The 16,583-nt window shown below is 35.6% G+C and carries 13 protein-coding genes and 1 pseudogene; 3 read left to right on the top strand and 11 right to left on the bottom strand.

The genetic code is table 11. The features are described from left to right. Nucleotides 1-132: 132 nt before the first annotated feature. Entirely contained in the window at nt 133-459 is a 327-nt protein-coding gene (locus ACOMA7_RS07305) for a hypothetical protein (RefSeq protein ID WP_421393029.1), read from the bottom strand. Between the two features lie 176 nt (nt 460-635). Between ACOMA7_RS07305 and ACOMA7_RS07300 the strand changes: the two genes are divergently transcribed. Continuing rightward, entirely contained in the window at nt 636-1,142 is a 507-nt protein-coding gene (locus ACOMA7_RS07300; RefSeq protein ID WP_054607997.1) for an HdeD family acid-resistance protein, read from the top strand. A 52-nt stretch (nt 1,143-1,194) separates the two neighbouring features. On the opposite strand, the gene ACOMA7_RS07295 is transcribed toward ACOMA7_RS07300, so the two are convergent. Further along, entirely contained in the window at nt 1,195-2,064 is an 870-nt protein-coding gene (locus tag ACOMA7_RS07295) for a GRP family sugar transporter (protein ID WP_054607996.1), read from the bottom strand. Nucleotides 2,065-2,302: 238 nt separating this feature from the next. Further along, nucleotides 2,303-3,193 (bottom strand): magnesium transporter CorA family protein, encoded by an 891-nt coding sequence (locus ACOMA7_RS07290; protein WP_053796395.1) that lies wholly within the window; start codon nt 3,191-3,193, stop codon nt 2,303-2,305. Nucleotides 3,194-3,367: 174 nt separating this feature from the next. On the opposite strand from ACOMA7_RS07290, the gene ACOMA7_RS07285 reads away from it, so the two are divergent. Beyond that, on the top strand, nt 3,368-4,699 hold the full coding sequence (locus tag ACOMA7_RS07285) for an MFS transporter (RefSeq protein ID WP_237756976.1): 1,332 nt from the start codon (nt 3,368-3,370) through the stop codon (nt 4,697-4,699). A gap of 48 nt (nt 4,700-4,747) precedes the next feature. On the opposite strand, the gene ACOMA7_RS07280 is transcribed toward ACOMA7_RS07285, so the two are convergent. Together ACOMA7_RS07280 and ACOMA7_RS07275 are read right to left on the bottom strand one after the other, a co-directional pair. Continuing rightward, entirely contained in the window at nt 4,748-5,533 is a 786-nt protein-coding gene (locus ACOMA7_RS07280) for a glucose-1-dehydrogenase (RefSeq protein ID WP_054605434.1), read from the bottom strand. Nucleotides 5,534-5,607: 74 nt separating this feature from the next. Then, complete coding sequence (locus tag ACOMA7_RS07275; RefSeq protein ID WP_421393025.1) at nt 5,608-6,708, bottom strand: SLC13 family permease; 1,101 nt, start codon at nt 6,706-6,708, stop codon at nt 5,608-5,610. 162 nt (nt 6,709-6,870) lie between these two features. Here ACOMA7_RS07275 and ACOMA7_RS07270 point away from each other — a divergent pair, with 162 nt between their 5' ends. After that, nucleotides 6,871-8,907 carry a KUP/HAK/KT family potassium transporter gene (locus ACOMA7_RS07270; protein WP_301945613.1) on the top strand — a complete coding sequence of 679 codons (2,037 nt, stop codon included), beginning with the start codon at nt 6,871-6,873 and terminating at the stop codon, nt 8,905-8,907. 44 nt (nt 8,908-8,951) lie between these two features. On the opposite strand, the gene ACOMA7_RS07265 is transcribed toward ACOMA7_RS07270, so the two are convergent. The 6 genes and pseudogenes from ACOMA7_RS07265 to glmS form a co-directional block, all read right to left on the bottom strand. Beyond that, complete coding sequence (locus ACOMA7_RS07265) at nt 8,952-10,139, bottom strand: aminotransferase-like domain-containing protein (RefSeq protein WP_054607991.1); 1,188 nt, start codon at nt 10,137-10,139, stop codon at nt 8,952-8,954. Nucleotides 10,140-10,797: 658 nt separating this feature from the next. Next, on the bottom strand, nt 10,798-11,106 hold the full coding sequence (locus ACOMA7_RS07260; RefSeq protein WP_034532024.1) for a hypothetical protein: 309 nt from the start codon (nt 11,104-11,106) through the stop codon (nt 10,798-10,800). A 189-nt stretch (nt 11,107-11,295) separates the two neighbouring features. Next, nucleotides 11,296-12,333 (bottom strand): annotated as a pseudogene (locus tag ACOMA7_RS07255) (ABC transporter ATP-binding protein); the annotation flags it as partial. A gap of 65 nt (nt 12,334-12,398) precedes the next feature. After that, the gene (locus ACOMA7_RS07250; protein ID WP_421393022.1) at nt 12,399-14,060 is read right to left on the bottom strand and encodes a glucosaminidase domain-containing protein; all 1,662 of its coding nucleotides are present in this window, start codon (nt 14,058-14,060) and stop codon (nt 12,399-12,401) included. Between the two features lie 38 nt (nt 14,061-14,098). Continuing rightward, entirely contained in the window at nt 14,099-14,221 is a 123-nt protein-coding gene (locus ACOMA7_RS07245) for a hypothetical protein (RefSeq protein ID WP_094751125.1), read from the bottom strand. A gap of 131 nt (nt 14,222-14,352) precedes the next feature. Then, nucleotides 14,353-16,176, bottom strand: a complete 1,824-nt coding sequence (gene glmS / locus ACOMA7_RS07240; RefSeq protein WP_301945615.1) for a glutamine--fructose-6-phosphate transaminase (isomerizing) — start codon at nt 16,174-16,176, stop codon at nt 14,353-14,355. Between the last annotated feature and the right edge of the window lie 407 nt (nt 16,177-16,583).

The raw sequence follows: 16,583 nt of genomic DNA, 5'->3' as shown, positions 1-16,583 counted from the left end.
CTTATTAATAATTTTTGTAAATCCTAAACCATTATAATAATCTTTAATGGCAGCTAATTTTAATTCTTTAGAAAACATAAAAGAACCCCTTAGGTTAGATTTCTCCAACTCAAGGGGTTCAGTTCAAGCAGATTATTCTGCCTGTCTTTTTATTTTGCCATCAGGATTAATTTCGAAGATGCCTAAATCACCCTCGTGACCCAATTGAATCTCTTCTTTTGAAATTGCTTGGACAATGAATAGCAACTCATCAACATCAAAACCACGTGGAACCATGATTAGTTGATTATCTTCTTTGGCTAAGTAATCTGATAATGCCCTTTCAGCGTCAATGAATGTTTCAACGTTGGCTGATTGATTAACTAAATTCGTGTATGGAAAGAAGTAACCAAACTCACCTCTAAATTTAACCTTGATGAGGTTTTTATGGCGTTCTAAAACTGTAATTACTCTACCCATGGTTTTCTCCTCAATCGTTTTTAATCATCATAATTATACCGATAATTCATGATTGTTTGAAATATTTTAGCTTTTCGCCACAAACGTTAAAAATTCTTTAAATTACGCGTCATAATGATTTCGACTCATTAGTTTGAATTATAATTAAGATAAGCCAACTAAAAGAGGTGAAATTCATGAATAGAATCAATGAATTTGATCCATTCTCATTTATTGTCGGTATCTTAGGTGTCATTGCTGGAATTATTTCAGTATCTAGACCTGATGTAGCATTTAGTACTGTCGTACTTATCGTTGCGGTATTCTCAATCATTAGAGGTATTTTCAAACTTACCCACATGACTGATATCTTCGACTCAAAGGGTTGGATCATTTTTAACAGTATTTTGGATATCTTAATCGGTATCTTAATGCTATTCAACGGTGCATTCGGAATGTTATACATTGCAATCTTCTTTGCAATCATGTTCATCCTGGACTCACTAACTGCATTATCACTTGCTAAATACGTTAAAAACGTCAGCCACGGTTACTACATTATGGATGTTATCTTTGCTATCCTAGGTGTAATCGTTGGTATTTTATTACTAATTTCTCCAGTAGCATCTGCTCTATCAGTTGCTTTCTTGGTTGGAATTTTCTTCTTAGTGAGCGGAATCTTAATGATCGTTCATTCAATTTAAATCCAATAAAAAAAGACCTGCCAAAAACTGGCAGGTCTTTTTTTATGCTTAATTATTCTAAGTGACCGATTAAGACTGCGGAAACCACAATCATTAGTAAACCGATAACTGTAAAGATGATTTCTTTTCTGTTTTTGTTTTCCTTTAGGATAATTAGACCACCTAAAGTTGAAACAACAACGTTCATTTGAGTTAATGGGAATGCGTTAGCAACACCGTTTAACTTTAATGAAGTTAGGTATGCTAGAGTACCTAGTCCACCTAGTAAACCAATGATTCCACTCTTGAGTGTAACCTTTGATTTTAGGTAACCAAATGCTTCTTTACCGTTCAATACGAATGTAACGATAACAGCACCTAAGAACATACCGAATGTTTGTGGTAGTAATCCAACTAATCCAGAAGCATTAGTAATTCTTGGGAATACTGAACATGCAGTGTAACCAAATGATCCGATGATTAGTAGAGGCATACCGGCCTTGTAATCAAGCTTCTTTCTAACAACTCCCTTGTCCACGTAACTGGTACAAGTAGTTCCTAGAATTAATAGTGCGATACTTAAGAAACCAATTAACTTGGCTAATGGAGAACCCCATTCACCGAAGAAGATAACCCCACAAAGTGGAATTTCAATTAATTGAAGACCAGTTGAGATAGGCATTGCAGTAGAAACGTTCATCTTAGTGAATGAGCTGAATTGCATGTATTGAGCAACGGCCCATGCAACCCCACCTAAGAATGGCCATAGGAATTCTTGGAATGAAATCGCAGGTCTAGTAAATAAGTAGATAATAATACCAATTGCTAATTGACCATATCCAGTTCCTAACACTTGTTCAACAGGTTTACCACCAAACTTAGTAGCGATTAGTGGTCCTACCCCCCATAGAAGAGCGGGTAATATTCCGATTAAGATATCCATCTTAACACTTCCTTTTTATACTCTGATTATAATTATAATATCTATTTTCATTTTAATGAAGTAAGTCGAAAGTGACTACTCCACCATTTAACATTTTTCATTATACATTTATCCTAATGCATAGTAAAGCGCTTACATAAAAAATTACCATTTTTACTTTCTCTTAATATTTCAAGCCGCTTTATAACTTCGACCAAATAAAAAGCCAACTATGAAATGCATAATTAGCTCGTTACTTTTATAAATCGTGATGTTTCTTTAGGTAGTAAATCATCCAGTAGATAATGGCTACGGTGATAACTAGTGTGAAGAACCATGACCAACTACTGTTAGCGAATGGTAAGACGTTAACGTTCATCCCATAGAATCCACTAATAATTGGTGGAATTGCTAGGATTAATGACCAAACAGTCAACACCTTCATAACATCGTTTAGGTTGTTATTAATGATGTTACTGTATGTATCTTCAATTTGACTAACAATTTCGTCTAGCACGTCGAACATGTACTTACTTTCCTCGTATTCAACGGCGACGTCGTCGATGTGTTGATCTTGACGTTGGTTAAATGAAATTGGAATTTCAAAGTTATCACTAGACTTTTGTAGTTGATTGATTGACATGATATTGGCAGCGGTAGCTGTCTTTAGGTATACCAAGTCATTCTTTAGAATCGCAATTTCGTTTAGATGTCGATTGTTAACACTATTCTTACTACGCTTGTTTTGTAGATTTTCAACAGATTCATTGATTTGATCTAGCTTGTTCATGTATGGTTTGTTGATTCTTTGTAGCATGTTAAACACCATATCAAACTTGTTACATCTAGTTTCTTGTTTGATACGGTATCTTGAATCACTCTTGGTGATAATTAAGTCATTTGTAAACGCAATAACAACCGGTGAAGTTTGTACGTTTTCATCTTGTCCACTGATTAGCGCGCGCATAATCATGACGGAGTACTTCTTAACCGGGTCATATTCAAAACGTGAATGTTCATGGGCATCTAGCATATACCCTTTTAAGATATTTGGTAGTTTGTAGTCATCGATGGTTTCAACAACTTCCTTGGTGTTGGCATCGACCATTTCAACCCATGTTGAATCAGTTAGTTGATGAATTTTAATCAATTAAATTGCCCCCTTTTATTTCGCACGTCAATATATTTTTATTATTCCAGTATCACTTTCATCAGTCAAACCATAACATTAATCTTAAAAAAAATTTATGATATACTTTTTTAAGTATAAATATAGGAAAGGAACTGATTTATTATCAGCAATTATATTAAAGTCGCACTATTGATGGCTTCAAGTCTATTCATGCAATTTCTAGATGCGACAATCGTAACAACCGCTTTACCGTACATCGGAAGAAGTCTTAATGTTCCTACTTCTTCTCTTTCACTAACGGTAAGTATCTACTTTATTACTATGGCTATCTTTATCCCATTAAGTGGATGGATTGCTAAACGAATTGGTAAGAAAAACGCCTGGTTATTGGCAACCTTACTATTCGTCTTAAGTTCATTAGGTGATGCCGTTGCACCTACATTCTCATTCCTATTAGCGAGTCGCTTTATCCAAGGTTTTGCCGGATCACTAATGACTCCTACCGCTCGTTTAATCATGTTGGAAAAGACACCTTCAAACCAACTACTGAGAATGGCTAACTACCTAGTATGGCCTGCACTAATTGCTCCGGCAATTGCCCCTATCATTGGTGGGTTCTTCGTTAAGTATCTTACTTGGCAATGGATTTTCTTAATTAACGTGCCAATCGGTTTATTAGCAATTATTATCGGTATTAAATTAGTTGAAAAAGATACTCAAAAGAGCCGTACCAAGTTTGACTTCTTAGGATTCATCGAAATCGCCATCTCATCTGGTTTCATCCTAATCGGTGCTGAAATCGCCACTTACGGTAGAGAATACTGGCCTACAGCTGGGATTTTAGTATTAATCGGTCTATTAATGATTCTAGTAGTCGGCCATCATTTATCACATGTGGATAACCCACTATTTGATATCAAGGCATTGAAGGTCAGCTCATTTAGAATCTATCAAACCGGTGGAACCTTCCTATGGTTATCCGTTGGTGCCCTTCCTTACCTATTAACAGTATACTTACAAACTGTCTTCCACTGGTCAGCATTGGTTGCCGGATACTATGTCATCTTCGTGTTCATCGGAAACATTGGTATCAAGCCATTTACAAACGTAATTATTAGACACATTAAGTACAAAGCTTCATTATTAATAGCATTATTTACTGTTGGAATCAGTACCGCTGCACTGGCATGGATTCAACCCACTACGATTGGTTTCATCATTGCTGGTCTAGCCTTTATTTCAGGTTGTGGTCGTTCACTTGCACTTACCTGCTACAACGCCGTTACATTCTCTGAAATTCCAATGAATGAAAGAAACTCAGCCAATACATTAAGTTCAGTATTGCAAACTATGGCACAAGGTTTAGGAGTTTCTTTGATCACCGTTGTTGTATCAGCACTATCAAGTTTTGTCAGTGTTAATACCGCATATGAATATGGATTTATCTTCTTAGGAATCCTAATGCTATACCCAATCATCGAAGTATTTATTCAACCTCGTGATTTCGGTAGCAAGGCATTATAAAAATAAAAAAGATGGTATCGAATTGATACCATCTTTTTTGGTGGAATTTTATCCACGACCATCTTTAAATTCTGGGTATAGTTTCATACCACCATCAACATAAATGGTTTCACCAGTTACGTATGATGACTCTGTAGAAGCTAACCATGCAGCGGCAGCAGCCACTTCTTCTGGTTTTCCAATACGATTCATTGGAACTAATTCAGCTGTTTGTGCGTATAATTCAGGATCTGCGAACTTCTTAGCATTGATTGGTGTGTTAATTGCACCAGGCGCAATTCCGTTAACACGAATGCCTTGTTCAGCATATTCCTTCGCAACTGTTTCAGTGAATAGTTTGCTTCCACCCTTTGATGCAGCATAATCTGCAAAGTGTGGCCATGAAATCAATTGGTGAACTGAAGACATGTTGATAATGTTTCCTTCACGTTTGTGATCCAAGAAGTAATTCAATGCTGCCTTGGTACCTAAGAATGTACCTGTTAAGTTAACATCAATTACTCGTTTCCAATCTTCAAGCGCTAGCTTGTGAGTTGGAGTTTCCTTTTCCATTCCAGCGTTGTTGATAAATAGGTCCATATCACCAAATTCTTCAACAGCTGTCTTAACTAACTTGTTTACGTCTTCTTCTTTTGAAACGTCAGCTTGGACGGCAACTGCGTCTCCCCCGTTTTCACGAATTTGGTCAACGGCTTCTTGTGCCCCATTTTGATCTGAATGATAGTTGAACACTAACTTCATGTGTTCTTGTGCCAAACGAAGCGCAATGGCTTTTCCAATTCCCTTTGAGGCACCAGTAACTACCGCTACCTTTCCATTTAAATCTGTGTACATTAAAATCATTCCTTTCCAAAAGAATTCATTATTTTAATTATGACACAAATTCCACAAAATGAAATTTTCTGACATTAAATTAAGATAATCTTTAACAATGACAACACTAACAATAATATTAAGTTGATGAAAGTAAATTCCTTCAAAAATTTGCCACTCGCATGTGATGCATTCAGTGATACTTGTTTGTATGCCAATAAATTGGCCAATGAGGCAACCAAATTCCCAAGTCCACCAATCGACACTCCATAATAGATGGATGTAAAATCAGCAGAAAATTTGGACAACAACACGGCCGAAGGAACATTACTGATGAACTGACTGGTGATAATCGATGTTATATAGGTATGAATGCCATCTTGTGTAAACTGATGAATCAATGAAACGACAAGATCAATGCGGCTTAGCATCCCCACAATCAAGAAAAAGAAGACAAACGACAATAATAGTGAGTAATCCACATCGGCGATGCTTCTAGGAGAAAATATTTCAACTACTACTAGAGTAATCAATGTATCAATCCAAATTGATAACAATGAAAACTGGGCTAGTAAGACTAATACAAACAATCCGGCAATCATTAATAAATGAATCTTATTGATTTTAATGTCTTCAGTTGGTGTTTCTTGTATTGGTTTGTTTTCACTAAACAAGATTAATACCATCATCGAAAGCATCCCCATTCCCAACAGTATCAATGAATTGGCAAAGAAAGACTGAATTGAAATATGGTAAAACTCAACTAAAAACACATTCTGCGGATTCCCAATCGGTGTAAACGCACTTCCTAAGTTGGCCGCAATCGTAATTAACACCGTCGGATACACTATCGATAGCTTTAACTGTTTAGCAATCAAAATATATAATGGTACTAGTGTAATGATTGCAACGTCATTGGTCACAAACATGGATAATACAAAGGATGTGATTGTAATATAAGCAGTTATTTGGCGTGTTGTTTGGACATGGTTTATAATCGAGTTACTTATGTAAGCTAAAATCTTTGCTCGTTTAACTAACGAGATGATTAACATTAGGTTAAACAAAATCATGATGGTGTCTAAATCAATGTCTTTGATGTTCATTGGTTTGAATATTAATAGGATTAAAAAGATTGCAGATACAATCTTTAAGACCGTATCTGAAATAATATTTTTGAAAATTGTTCGTATCAATTTTTTGCACACCGTCCTAGTAATAATATTGCTGTTACTAACCTATAATTTAACATTTAAAGAAATGTTTTTCAGATTTTTCTTTAAACTAGCTTAAATAAGTGGTAAATTGTACTTTATCAATGTGTGAATTTTACATAATTACTTTTGGAGGATTTAGTCATGAAAGCTAAATTTGATAAGATTTCCATTATGGGAATGCTAATCACCTTAGGAATTGTCTATGGTGATATCGGTACTTCACCTCTATATGTAATGAATTCAATTATTGGTAATGCTGGTAAGATGGCCAACATCAAACCATTCTACATAATTGGATCAATTTCATTAATCATATGGACATTAATGGTGATTACAACAATTAAATACGTATTGATTACGATGCGTGCTGATAACAACGGTGAAGGTGGTATTTTCGCCCTCTTCGCCTTAGTTAGAAGAAAAGCAAAATGGCTAGTTTGGCCTGCTTTAATCGGTGGTGCCGCATTGTTAGCCGACGGTACTTTGACCCCTGCGGTTTCCGTAACGTCCGCTCTTGAAGGTTTGAAAGGCCAACACTTTGGTCCGATTTCATTTAGTAATTCACAACAAAACGTCTTAATCATTACTTCATGTGTACTTTTGGTTTTGTTCTTAATCCAAAGATTTGGAACTGGAATCATTGGTAACTCATTTGGACCTGTAATGTTTATCTGGTTTACCTTCCTAGCAGTAATGGGAATTGTGAACCTACTAAAATACCCTGCTATCCTAGGTGCATTTAACCCAGTATATGCGATTGAAATTCTATTCAGTCCCGTTAACAAAGCTGGTATTTTTATTCTAGGTAGCATCTTCTTGGCAACTACCGGTGCTGAAGCATTGTATTCAGACATGGGTCACGTTGGTAAGAAGAACATCTACGGTACTTGGCCATTCGTTTACTTTGCCCTAATCATGAACTACTTAGGACAAGGTGCTTGGGTTATCAACAATGCTCATAACCCACAATTTGCTAACTTAAGTAACTTAAACCCATTCTATGAAATGCTTCCTGATTCACTTCGTGGATTTGCGATTGTAATTGCCGCTTTAGCCGCAATCATCGCTTCTCAAGCATTGATTACTGGATCATTTACTTTAGTTGATGAAGCAATTGGTCTTAAGTTCTTACCTCGAATGATTGTTAGACATCCAAGTAACGTTCGTAGCCAAATTTACATTTCAACTGTTAACTGGTTCCTATGTATCGTTACCTTCATCGTTGTTTGGTCATTCGGTAGTTCAGAAAGAATGGAATCTGCATATGGTTTAGCAATTACAATTACTATGCTTATGACTACTGTTCTTCTATTCGAATACCTATCAGGTAAGATGAGAAGACTATGGGCTTTCTTCATCGCTGCATTCTTCGCAGTTATCGAATTTACATTCTTCATTGCAAGTATTATTAAGTTCGTTCATGGTGGTTTCGTTACTCTAATCATCATGGGTGCTATCCTAATCGTCATGATTCTATGGTACTTCGGTAACAAGCGTCGTGACCATTACGAAAAGGAAAGCGAATATGTTTCACTTACTCACTACAAAGATCAACTATCTGCTTTGAGTGAAGACGAATCAATTCCGCTATACACTTCTAACTTGGTATACATGACTAAGATTAAGAACGACTACCAAATCAAGCGTAGTACAATGTATTCAATCTTAGACAAGGAACCAAAGAGAGCTAAGGTATACTGGTTCGTTACTGTTAATGAAACAAGTAATCCTTATGAAAGTAACTACACTGTTGACTTGTTGGATACTAAGAACGTTGTTGACGTTCAACTATACCTTGGATTTAGAAAGCAACAAAGTGTAAGTATCTACCTACACCAAATTGTTAACTACCTAATCAAACAAGGTGTTATCGATCCACAAAAGCAAAAGTATACTTCAAATGGTAAACCTGGTAACGTTGGAGACTTCAAGTTCGTTATCATCAACGAACGTCCTTCTGACTTAGCGTTGAACTCAGAAATCAATGCCTTTGACAGACAATTAATCTCTGGACGTATCTTCCTACAAAACATCACTGCTTCCCCTATCTCATGGTATGGTTTGGAATTCAGTAATGTTATCGAAGAATCTTCTCCACTATTTATTACCATGCAACATGATCAATATTTAGTACAAAGAAAGATTTACCACTCAATTCATACAAGACATAACATATAAAATAAAAAGGACTTACCAAATTGGTAAGTCCTTTTTTTGTGTGCTTAATTCATCATTTCATCAATGGCTGCGGCCATACGGCGAACACCTTCATGAATTTGATCTGCTTTCATGTTGGAGAAGTTCATTCTAAATGTTCCTGGAATTACTTCATCAGGATAGAATGGTTCCCCTGGTACAAAGGCAACATTATGCTTAACACAGTTGTTAAATAAGTCCATGGTATTAACGTTTCCGGGTACTTCTACCCAGATAAACATTCCACCTTCTGGATTACTATGCTTAACGCCTGCTGGGAATTGTTCATCAATTTCCTTTAACATAAGAGATGCACGTTCGTAGTAAACATCTGAAATAGCCTTAATATGTTTGTCTAAGTCGTTGTCTTCCATGTATTGAGCAACGATAAATTGTGATAAGTTATCTGAATGTAAGTCAGCAGATTGCTTCATAACAACGAACATATCGATAAATTTCTTATCAGCCACAATCCATCCTAATCTCATCCCTGGGGCTAAGATCTTTGAGAATGTGTTCATGTACACCACTGTTCCATTCTTATCAAAGTGTTTAACTGGTGGTACAGCAACACCTGAGTATCTGATTTCACCATATGGGTCATCTTCTAGAATGGTTACACCATGTGCTTCTGCTAATTCAACCATTTTAGCACGACGTTCAGCAGTCATGGTACGACCGGTTGGGTTTTGGAAGTTAGGAATTGTGTAGATGAACTTAGTATCTGGATATTCACTTAATTTTTCATCCAAGGCATCCATCTTCATACCTTCTTCATCCATATCAACACCCACAACCTTGGCTCCATAACTTCTAAATACGTCTAACGCACAAAGATATGTTGGTTTTTCAACTAAGATAACGTCACCTTTATCAACCATCATCTTAGCAACTAAGTCGATTGATTGTTCTGAACCAGTGGTAATACAAACATTATCCACAGTGGTTGTTACTTCTTTGTTGGTTTGCATTCGCTCAACGATTAATTCTCGTAAATGCGGGTTACCGATTGCAGCGGTATATTGTAATGCTTCAGCACCGTGTTTTTCAAAAACCTTATCGGCTGCTTCGTGCATTTCCTTTACCGGGAATAATTCGGGTGCAGGTAGCCCACCAGCAAATGAAATGATTTCTGGATCACCAGCTACCTTTAAAATTTCTCCCACCACATCATTATCTACATTCGGTACACGACTTGAAAACTTGAAATCCATACAAAATCACTCCATTCTTAATAAAAAAGTTAACGCCTTTTTTTGCGTTAACAATAATATAGTACTGTGGGATTAAAATTTCAATAGTTTTCTAATCATTTTCTAATAATAATATAAATTATCTAGTAAAAACGACGTAAATACAGAATAGCAGGATAATTATTTCGATTATCAGTAAAATAATGCGATATAAGGCCCTTTCTCCTTTTTTATGGGTAAATATGTATGTTGTGTACATAAGCACCATTAGAACGCTAATAATTCCAGCTAGGATAAATCCAACAACATACATTACATTTGATCCACTGATTCCACTAATAATAAAAATGAGTGGAAAGATGTATAATGCGATATTTAATAATATTTCCTTAATAATTGTTTTCATGAATAATACTCTCCCGTTGTTAATATACCAAATCCTATCGTCGATAAGTGATATCGAATTGGTTTAATAATAACACGACAAATGTCGTACTTTTTTAATTTTTTTCAAATTTTTTATTGTCATACTAAATATCATCATTTATAATAAATAGTACATATTCAAGTCATCCCACTAAATGTTGCTCGTTATTTAGCTATTATTTTTTCGCAGCATTAGAAGTGGACACATATTATAAAAGGAAGTCATCAACCTACCGATGACTTCCTTTTTTTGTTATCCAACGTGATTTTCTTTTAGAATCATGGCCACTTCTTTTTCCATTTCTGGTGTCTTGGTCCATTCTTCAAAATGATCCATGCTTTCATCAGGCATTTCAAAATTTTCATTAATGTAGTTTTCGTAATTAATAACGTGTTCTGAATGCGGAATGTTTAGTTGCAGGATTCGAACTTCCTTAATAAAGCCTCGTTCTGCAGCTAGTTCAGCTCTCCCGTTTTGAACCATGTTACTAATTTCCATGTACTTGGTACCATCTAATCTAGTAATTTGTTCAATTAAATCCAATGTTTCATGACTCTTCATTTCTTTAGCCATCTTAATTTAATCTCCCCTCGCAAAAAAAATCCGTTCAAAGAAAACGGATTTTTTTGATTATTTAATAGTTGCCTTTACTGATGATGTCTTCTTTTCAGTAGCGGTCTTTTTATGATGTTTCTTTGTAGTCTTCTTGTTATCTTTAGCAACACCCTTAGGTAATACTAACTTCTTAGTTGGTTTTACGATTGATGCTGGGTGTTCAATGATGTGGCTTAGTGGATGTCCTGAAACGTTAACTAAGCAGAAGAATAAAGTAGCGATAGTTACTAACCAAGTAAATAGAACTGATGTCTTAGGCATCTTTTCACTAATTACTGAGCCGTAGAAACGCTTCTTAACCTTAGCGGCAACATGCTTATCGTCTGGATGTTGTGCTTGTTCTTCTTCAGTAACTTGTCTTTGGTATTCATCGATATCAAAGTCTTTTTGAATTTGTTTTTGTTCTGCTTCAAATTTAGCCTTATCTTTCTTAGATAGCTTCTTGAACCATTCAATAAACTCACGGTACTTAGTAGTTACTTCTTGAGTTTCACCAATCATTCTTAGCTTACCGTAGTTAATCCAAGCAACACGGTCACATAAGAATTCAATTTGTTTTAGTGAGTGAGAAACGAAGATAATAGTCTTACCTTGTTCTTTAAAGTCAGCAATCTTGTCCACACACTTTTGGTAGAAAGTATCATCCCCAACAGATAATGCTTCATCAATGATCAAGATGTCAGGGTTAATGTGTACGGCGATTGAGAATCCTAGACGTGATTTCATACCTGATGAGTAACTCTTAACCGGTTGGTCCACAAAGTCACCAATATCAGCAAATGAAACGATGTCGTCCATTAATGCATCGATTTCTTCGTTAGTTAAACCTTGCATCAATGACTTCAATCTAATATTTTCTCTACCAGTTAGGTTCTTTCTTAGACCTGCACTAATAGCAACGATTGAAGTGTCACCCTTTACATCAACATAACCAGTTGTTTGAGGAATAATTCCAGAAATAATGTTAGAAATAGTTGATTTACCTGAACCGTTAACACCAATTAAACCAAGTGCTTCACCTGGTTTAACTTCAAAAGATACTCCCATTAGTGACCAGAAATGAGGAACATCAGTCTTAATGGAGAAAAATGATTTTAATTTATCAGCTTGTGTTTTGAACAAATCGTACTCTTTAGTTACGTTTTGAACCTTAATCTTATAATCTTCAGTCATTCTTAATACTTCCTATATTTTATTTCGATTTAATCATTATAAAACTAACTACCAATTATATCAAATTAATAAAAAAGTAGTGATTTGGCAGAAATCCAATAATTCTTATGATTTAAAACGATACGATACCAAGTATTGTTGTACTCAGTTCTAATTCCCTTTAAATTAACGCCAACCTTGTAATCCTTTGGCACCTTCACTTGTGACCAAGCGGTCTTTTGAACATGCTTAGAGGTACCAGGAATGTGGTTGTATAGAGCAAACTTACCGTAATTATTCAAATATGCATGTCCTGATGCTTTTGCATAAACTGATGACTTAGTGGTTGTCTTCTTTTTTGCAACCTTCTTAGCCTTCTTTTTAGTAACTTTCTTCTTTTCGGCCTTGGTGTAAGTAACACCTGTCTTGTTTATCCAAACATCCCCTAGGTTGGAAACATTGATACGGTACCAAGTGTTTTCCTTACCGTGATAAGTGTAGGTAGCAATTTGGTTTACGTTAAATGTTTGATCCTTATAACTATTGGATGAACCTAGTGATTTAGCTAATGTTTGAGAATTGAAAGCATTGCTGTATAGTCCACGGTTTCCGTGACTTAGTTTGGCCTTACCATTGTAATCTTTAACGTGAATGGTTGGAAAATCAATGGCCTTAGCACTTACCCAATAACTCTTGGCGTGCTTGCTAGTCTTGATTCGATACCAAGTAGTACTTGCACCCTTGTAGGTACGCACAGCTAAACAATCGACGTATACGTTACTTCCTGCTTTTAGATGACTAGGCCAATTGCCAGTCTCATTATTATCAGTAGTATCTTTAACGTGAGTGTATAAGTTGTAATTTGCAAACTTAGATGATAATTGGAAAGTTTCTAGCGGATTACCATATGTATAAGTAGCAGTCGCTAGTGTCTTCTCAGGCTTTGTAGTTGTGGGTTGAGTGTTAGTAGTATTATTTGTGTTTGTCGTGTTACTACTACTATTTGTGTTTATGTTTGTCGTGTTGCTACTATTATTTGTATTTGGCGTGCTTGGAGTACTTGGCGTACTTGTATTGTTATTGGTATTAGTAGTAGTTGATGTTGTATTACCGTCTAAGGCAGTTAGGTTATAAGTATTAATGATATTAGTTAACTTAGTAGCATAACTTGGATCGGTTGCATAACCATCTTTTTGGATGTTGTTTGCTGCTTCGAATCCGTCCTTAGATTGTGACTTAAATACGTTGGCATAACGTGAATTAACAGTTAGAAAAGTGGCGTAGCCTTGAAGACTGTCTATCACACTGTTATAGCTCTTAAAGTATGCGTCAGTGCTATATGCTTGGCCCTTGGAATTATATTCCGAAGTCTTTAGCTTAACACCGGTACCATCAAATGATTTAATACCAAACAAGTTGTTAGCAATTTGCGTTAAGTAACTAGTTCCATAACCACTTTCTAGCGCTGCTTGAGCAACCATTGTTGAAGCATATAGATTATTGCTTTTTGCAATAGATTGAGCAATTGGTGAAATTGTTGAAATAAAGTTGTCAGCAGTTAACTGTGATCCCAAAATGTTATTGGTTGAAGCATTCGTAACGTTTGTGGTAACAGTAGCTGCAGTGGCAGTATTATTTGCACCATTGTCTAAATCATCCGCATGTGAAACATAAACATGTCCTGCTGAAATAACGGCACTGGCACTCAGGACATACAGCAATGATTTGACGATCGGTTTTCTTCTCATAATTATTCTCTCTCCATTAAAAATCTTTTTATTCTCTCTTATCTCTTTACGCCTCTACGGCTGGCACTAAGACGGTTTTGTTGTTCCTTAAACTTATTAAAAGTCTTGTCCGCCTTAGCTTGTTTATTCGAATTGTTTTTTGTTTTCTTAGTAAATTTCATCAAAAACACTCCCAGTTAATGATTATAACATGTCACAGTAAATTTTTATAAAATCTTATAAGAAAAATTAGTCTCTTTTTAATTTTCATCAAATAAAAAAGAGTGCCAAAGGCACCCTTTTGGTTATTAAATTATTGAACAGTAACACTCTTAGCAAGGTTTCTTGGATGGTCAACATCTAAGCCCTTGTTCAAACTAGTGTAGTAAGCCAATAGTTGAGCAGGAATAACACTCAATAGTGGTGTTAATAGTTGATCAACGTCTGGAATAACGATGTCATCGTTATCCTTAGCAAGTGATTCAGTAGCAATGGTAATTGCCTTAGCACCACGAGCCATAGTTTCTTCTAGGTTACTTCTAGTTAAACCAGCAGTGTTTGATTGAGTAATGATACCAACAACTGGTGTGTTTTCTTCAATCAACGCAATGGTTCCGTGTTTCAATTCTCCTGAAGCGAAACCTTCAGCTAGAATGTATGAAATTTCCTTTAGTTTCAATGATGATTCTAATGAAACGAAGTAATCAATTCCTCTACCAATGTAGAATGCACGGTTAGCATTAACGAAGTACTTCTTAGAAATTTCGTTAATCATTTCTTTTTCGTCAACAATTGATTGCATACCTGTGGCAACGAAACCTAATTGTTGTTTCAAGTTAAAGTCCTTAGCAGCCTTAATTTCTGATGATTCACCTAAAGCCTTAGCTAGGATTGCTTCAACAGTAATTTGTGCTGTGTAAGCCTTAGTTGATGCAACTGAGATTTCTGGACCAGCATGTAGTAGCAATGTGTAGTTTGATTCACGTGAAAGTGTTGAGTTAGCAACGTTTGTAATTGTTAAACTCTTGTAGCCTAATTGGTTTAGGTTAACTAATACTTCACGACTATCAGCTGTTTCACCACTTTGACTTAGGAAGATAAAGAATGGTTTCTTTGAAAGTAGTGGCATGTTGTAAGCAAATTCTGAAGAAACATGAACTTCAGTTGGTACTTGTGCCAATTTTTCAAATAATTCTTTACCAACTAAGCCGGCATGGTAACTAGTACCAGCAGCAATGATGTATAGACGGTCTGATTCTTTAATTGAATCTAATAGGTCGTCTTCGATTACTGGATCACCGTTTTCGTTTAGGTATTCAGCTGAAAGTTTTCTCATAACGTTTGGTTGTTCGTCAATTTCTTTTAGCATGTAGTATGGGTAAGTACCCTTATCAGTGTCACTAGCATCGATATCAACATGGAATGGTTGTCTATCGGTTACGACTTCACCATCTTTGTTTTCGATAGTTACTGAATCTGGTTTAACAGTCACAAAGTCACCGTCATCCAATTCTAGAAAGTCATGAGTAACATTTAGCATTGCTAGAGAATCTGAACATACAACGTTGCAGTCTTCCCCTAGACCGATTAATAGCGGACTCTTGTTCTTAGCAACGTAGATAGTGTCTGGTTCTTCTCTATCCATTAATTGGAATGCGTATGAAGCACCCTTTAATAGTGATAGAGTCTTCTTAAATGCTTCTTTAGCATTTAGGTTTTCAGTTACAGCGAAGTGATCAACTAGTTGAACAACAACTTCTGTATCAGTTTGTGAAGTGAATTCAACATCACTTAAGTATTTTTCCTTTAAATCACGGTAGTTTTCGATAACACCATTGTGAACTAGGTAGAATCTCTTGTCTTGTGAGAAGTGAGGATGTGCGTTTTCGACAGTTACTCCCCCGTGAGTAGCCCATCTGGTATGCGCAATTCCTGCACTTCCGTTAATCTTCATATCATTTACGGCGTCTCTTAGATTACTAATCGCACCGGTTCTCTTTACAAGGTAATCCTTCTTACCTTCATCGTTTACGTATAATCCAGCAGAATCATAGCCACGGTATTCTAGTTTTTGTAAACCATTAACTAAAATATCAACGGCATTTTTGTTCCCTGTTACACCAACAATTCCACACATATTATATTTTCCTTTCACTCTATATTTATTAATTGTTTTAAATAAATTTATATCTTTTTTATCATTTTCGACATATTCTAGATTACAAGTTTTAATTATCAATGTCAATCGATAAATATCAAATTGGTATAGTTTATGAAAAAAATTCAAAAAATTGCGTCATGTTGGTATCAATAAGCGTAATAGAAACAAAAATTAAGATTAAATTCGACTCATTTTATACCATTTAAAAAATTGGTATGGACAAATTTACGGTGAAAAATGGCAATAAAAAAAGCAATGAACTGAACCCCTTGAGTTGGAGAAATCTAACCTAAGGGGTTCTTTTATGTTTTCTAAAGAATTAAAATTAGCTGCCATTAAAGATTATTATAATGGTTTAGGATTTACAAAAATTATTAATAAGT

Origin of the sequence: Apilactobacillus intestinapis (assembly GCF_049166695.1) — a bacterium.
Classification (GTDB): Bacteria; Bacillota; Bacilli; order Lactobacillales; family Lactobacillaceae; genus Apilactobacillus; species Apilactobacillus kunkeei_C.
This window is presented reverse-complemented; position numbering and strand designations above follow the sequence as displayed.

Bases quoted from the DNA above. Each gene is read 5' to 3' on its own strand.
- ACOMA7_RS07305 (WP_421393029.1), bottom strand. From the start codon at position 459: ATGGGTAGAGTAATTACAGTTTTAGAACGCCATAAAAACCTCATCAAG.
- ACOMA7_RS07300 (WP_054607997.1), top strand. From the start codon at position 636: ATGAATAGAATCAATGAATTTGATCCATTCTCATTTATTGTCGGTATC.
- ACOMA7_RS07295 (WP_054607996.1), bottom strand. From the start codon at position 2,064: ATGGATATCTTAATCGGAATATTACCCGCTCTTCTATGGGGGGTAGGA.
- ACOMA7_RS07285 (WP_237756976.1), top strand. From the start codon at position 3,368: ATGGCTTCAAGTCTATTCATGCAATTTCTAGATGCGACAATCGTAACA.
- ACOMA7_RS07280 (WP_054605434.1), bottom strand. From the start codon at position 5,533: ATGTACACAGATTTAAATGGAAAGGTAGCGGTAGTTACTGGTGCCTCA.
- ACOMA7_RS07270 (WP_301945613.1), top strand. From the start codon at position 6,871: ATGAAAGCTAAATTTGATAAGATTTCCATTATGGGAATGCTAATCACC.
- ACOMA7_RS07265 (WP_054607991.1), bottom strand. From the start codon at position 10,139: ATGGATTTCAAGTTTTCAAGTCGTGTACCGAATGTAGATAATGATGTG.
- ACOMA7_RS07260 (WP_034532024.1), bottom strand. From the start codon at position 11,106: ATGAAGAGTCATGAAACATTGGATTTAATTGAACAAATTACTAGATTA.
- ACOMA7_RS07250 (WP_421393022.1), bottom strand. From the start codon at position 14,060: ATGAGAAGAAAACCGATCGTCAAATCATTGCTGTATGTCCTGAGTGCC.
- ACOMA7_RS07245 (WP_094751125.1), bottom strand. From the start codon at position 14,221: ATGAAATTTACTAAGAAAACAAAAAACAATTCGAATAAACAAGCTAAG.
- glmS (WP_301945615.1), bottom strand. From the start codon at position 16,176: ATGTGTGGAATTGTTGGTGTAACAGGGAACAAAAATGCCGTTGATATT.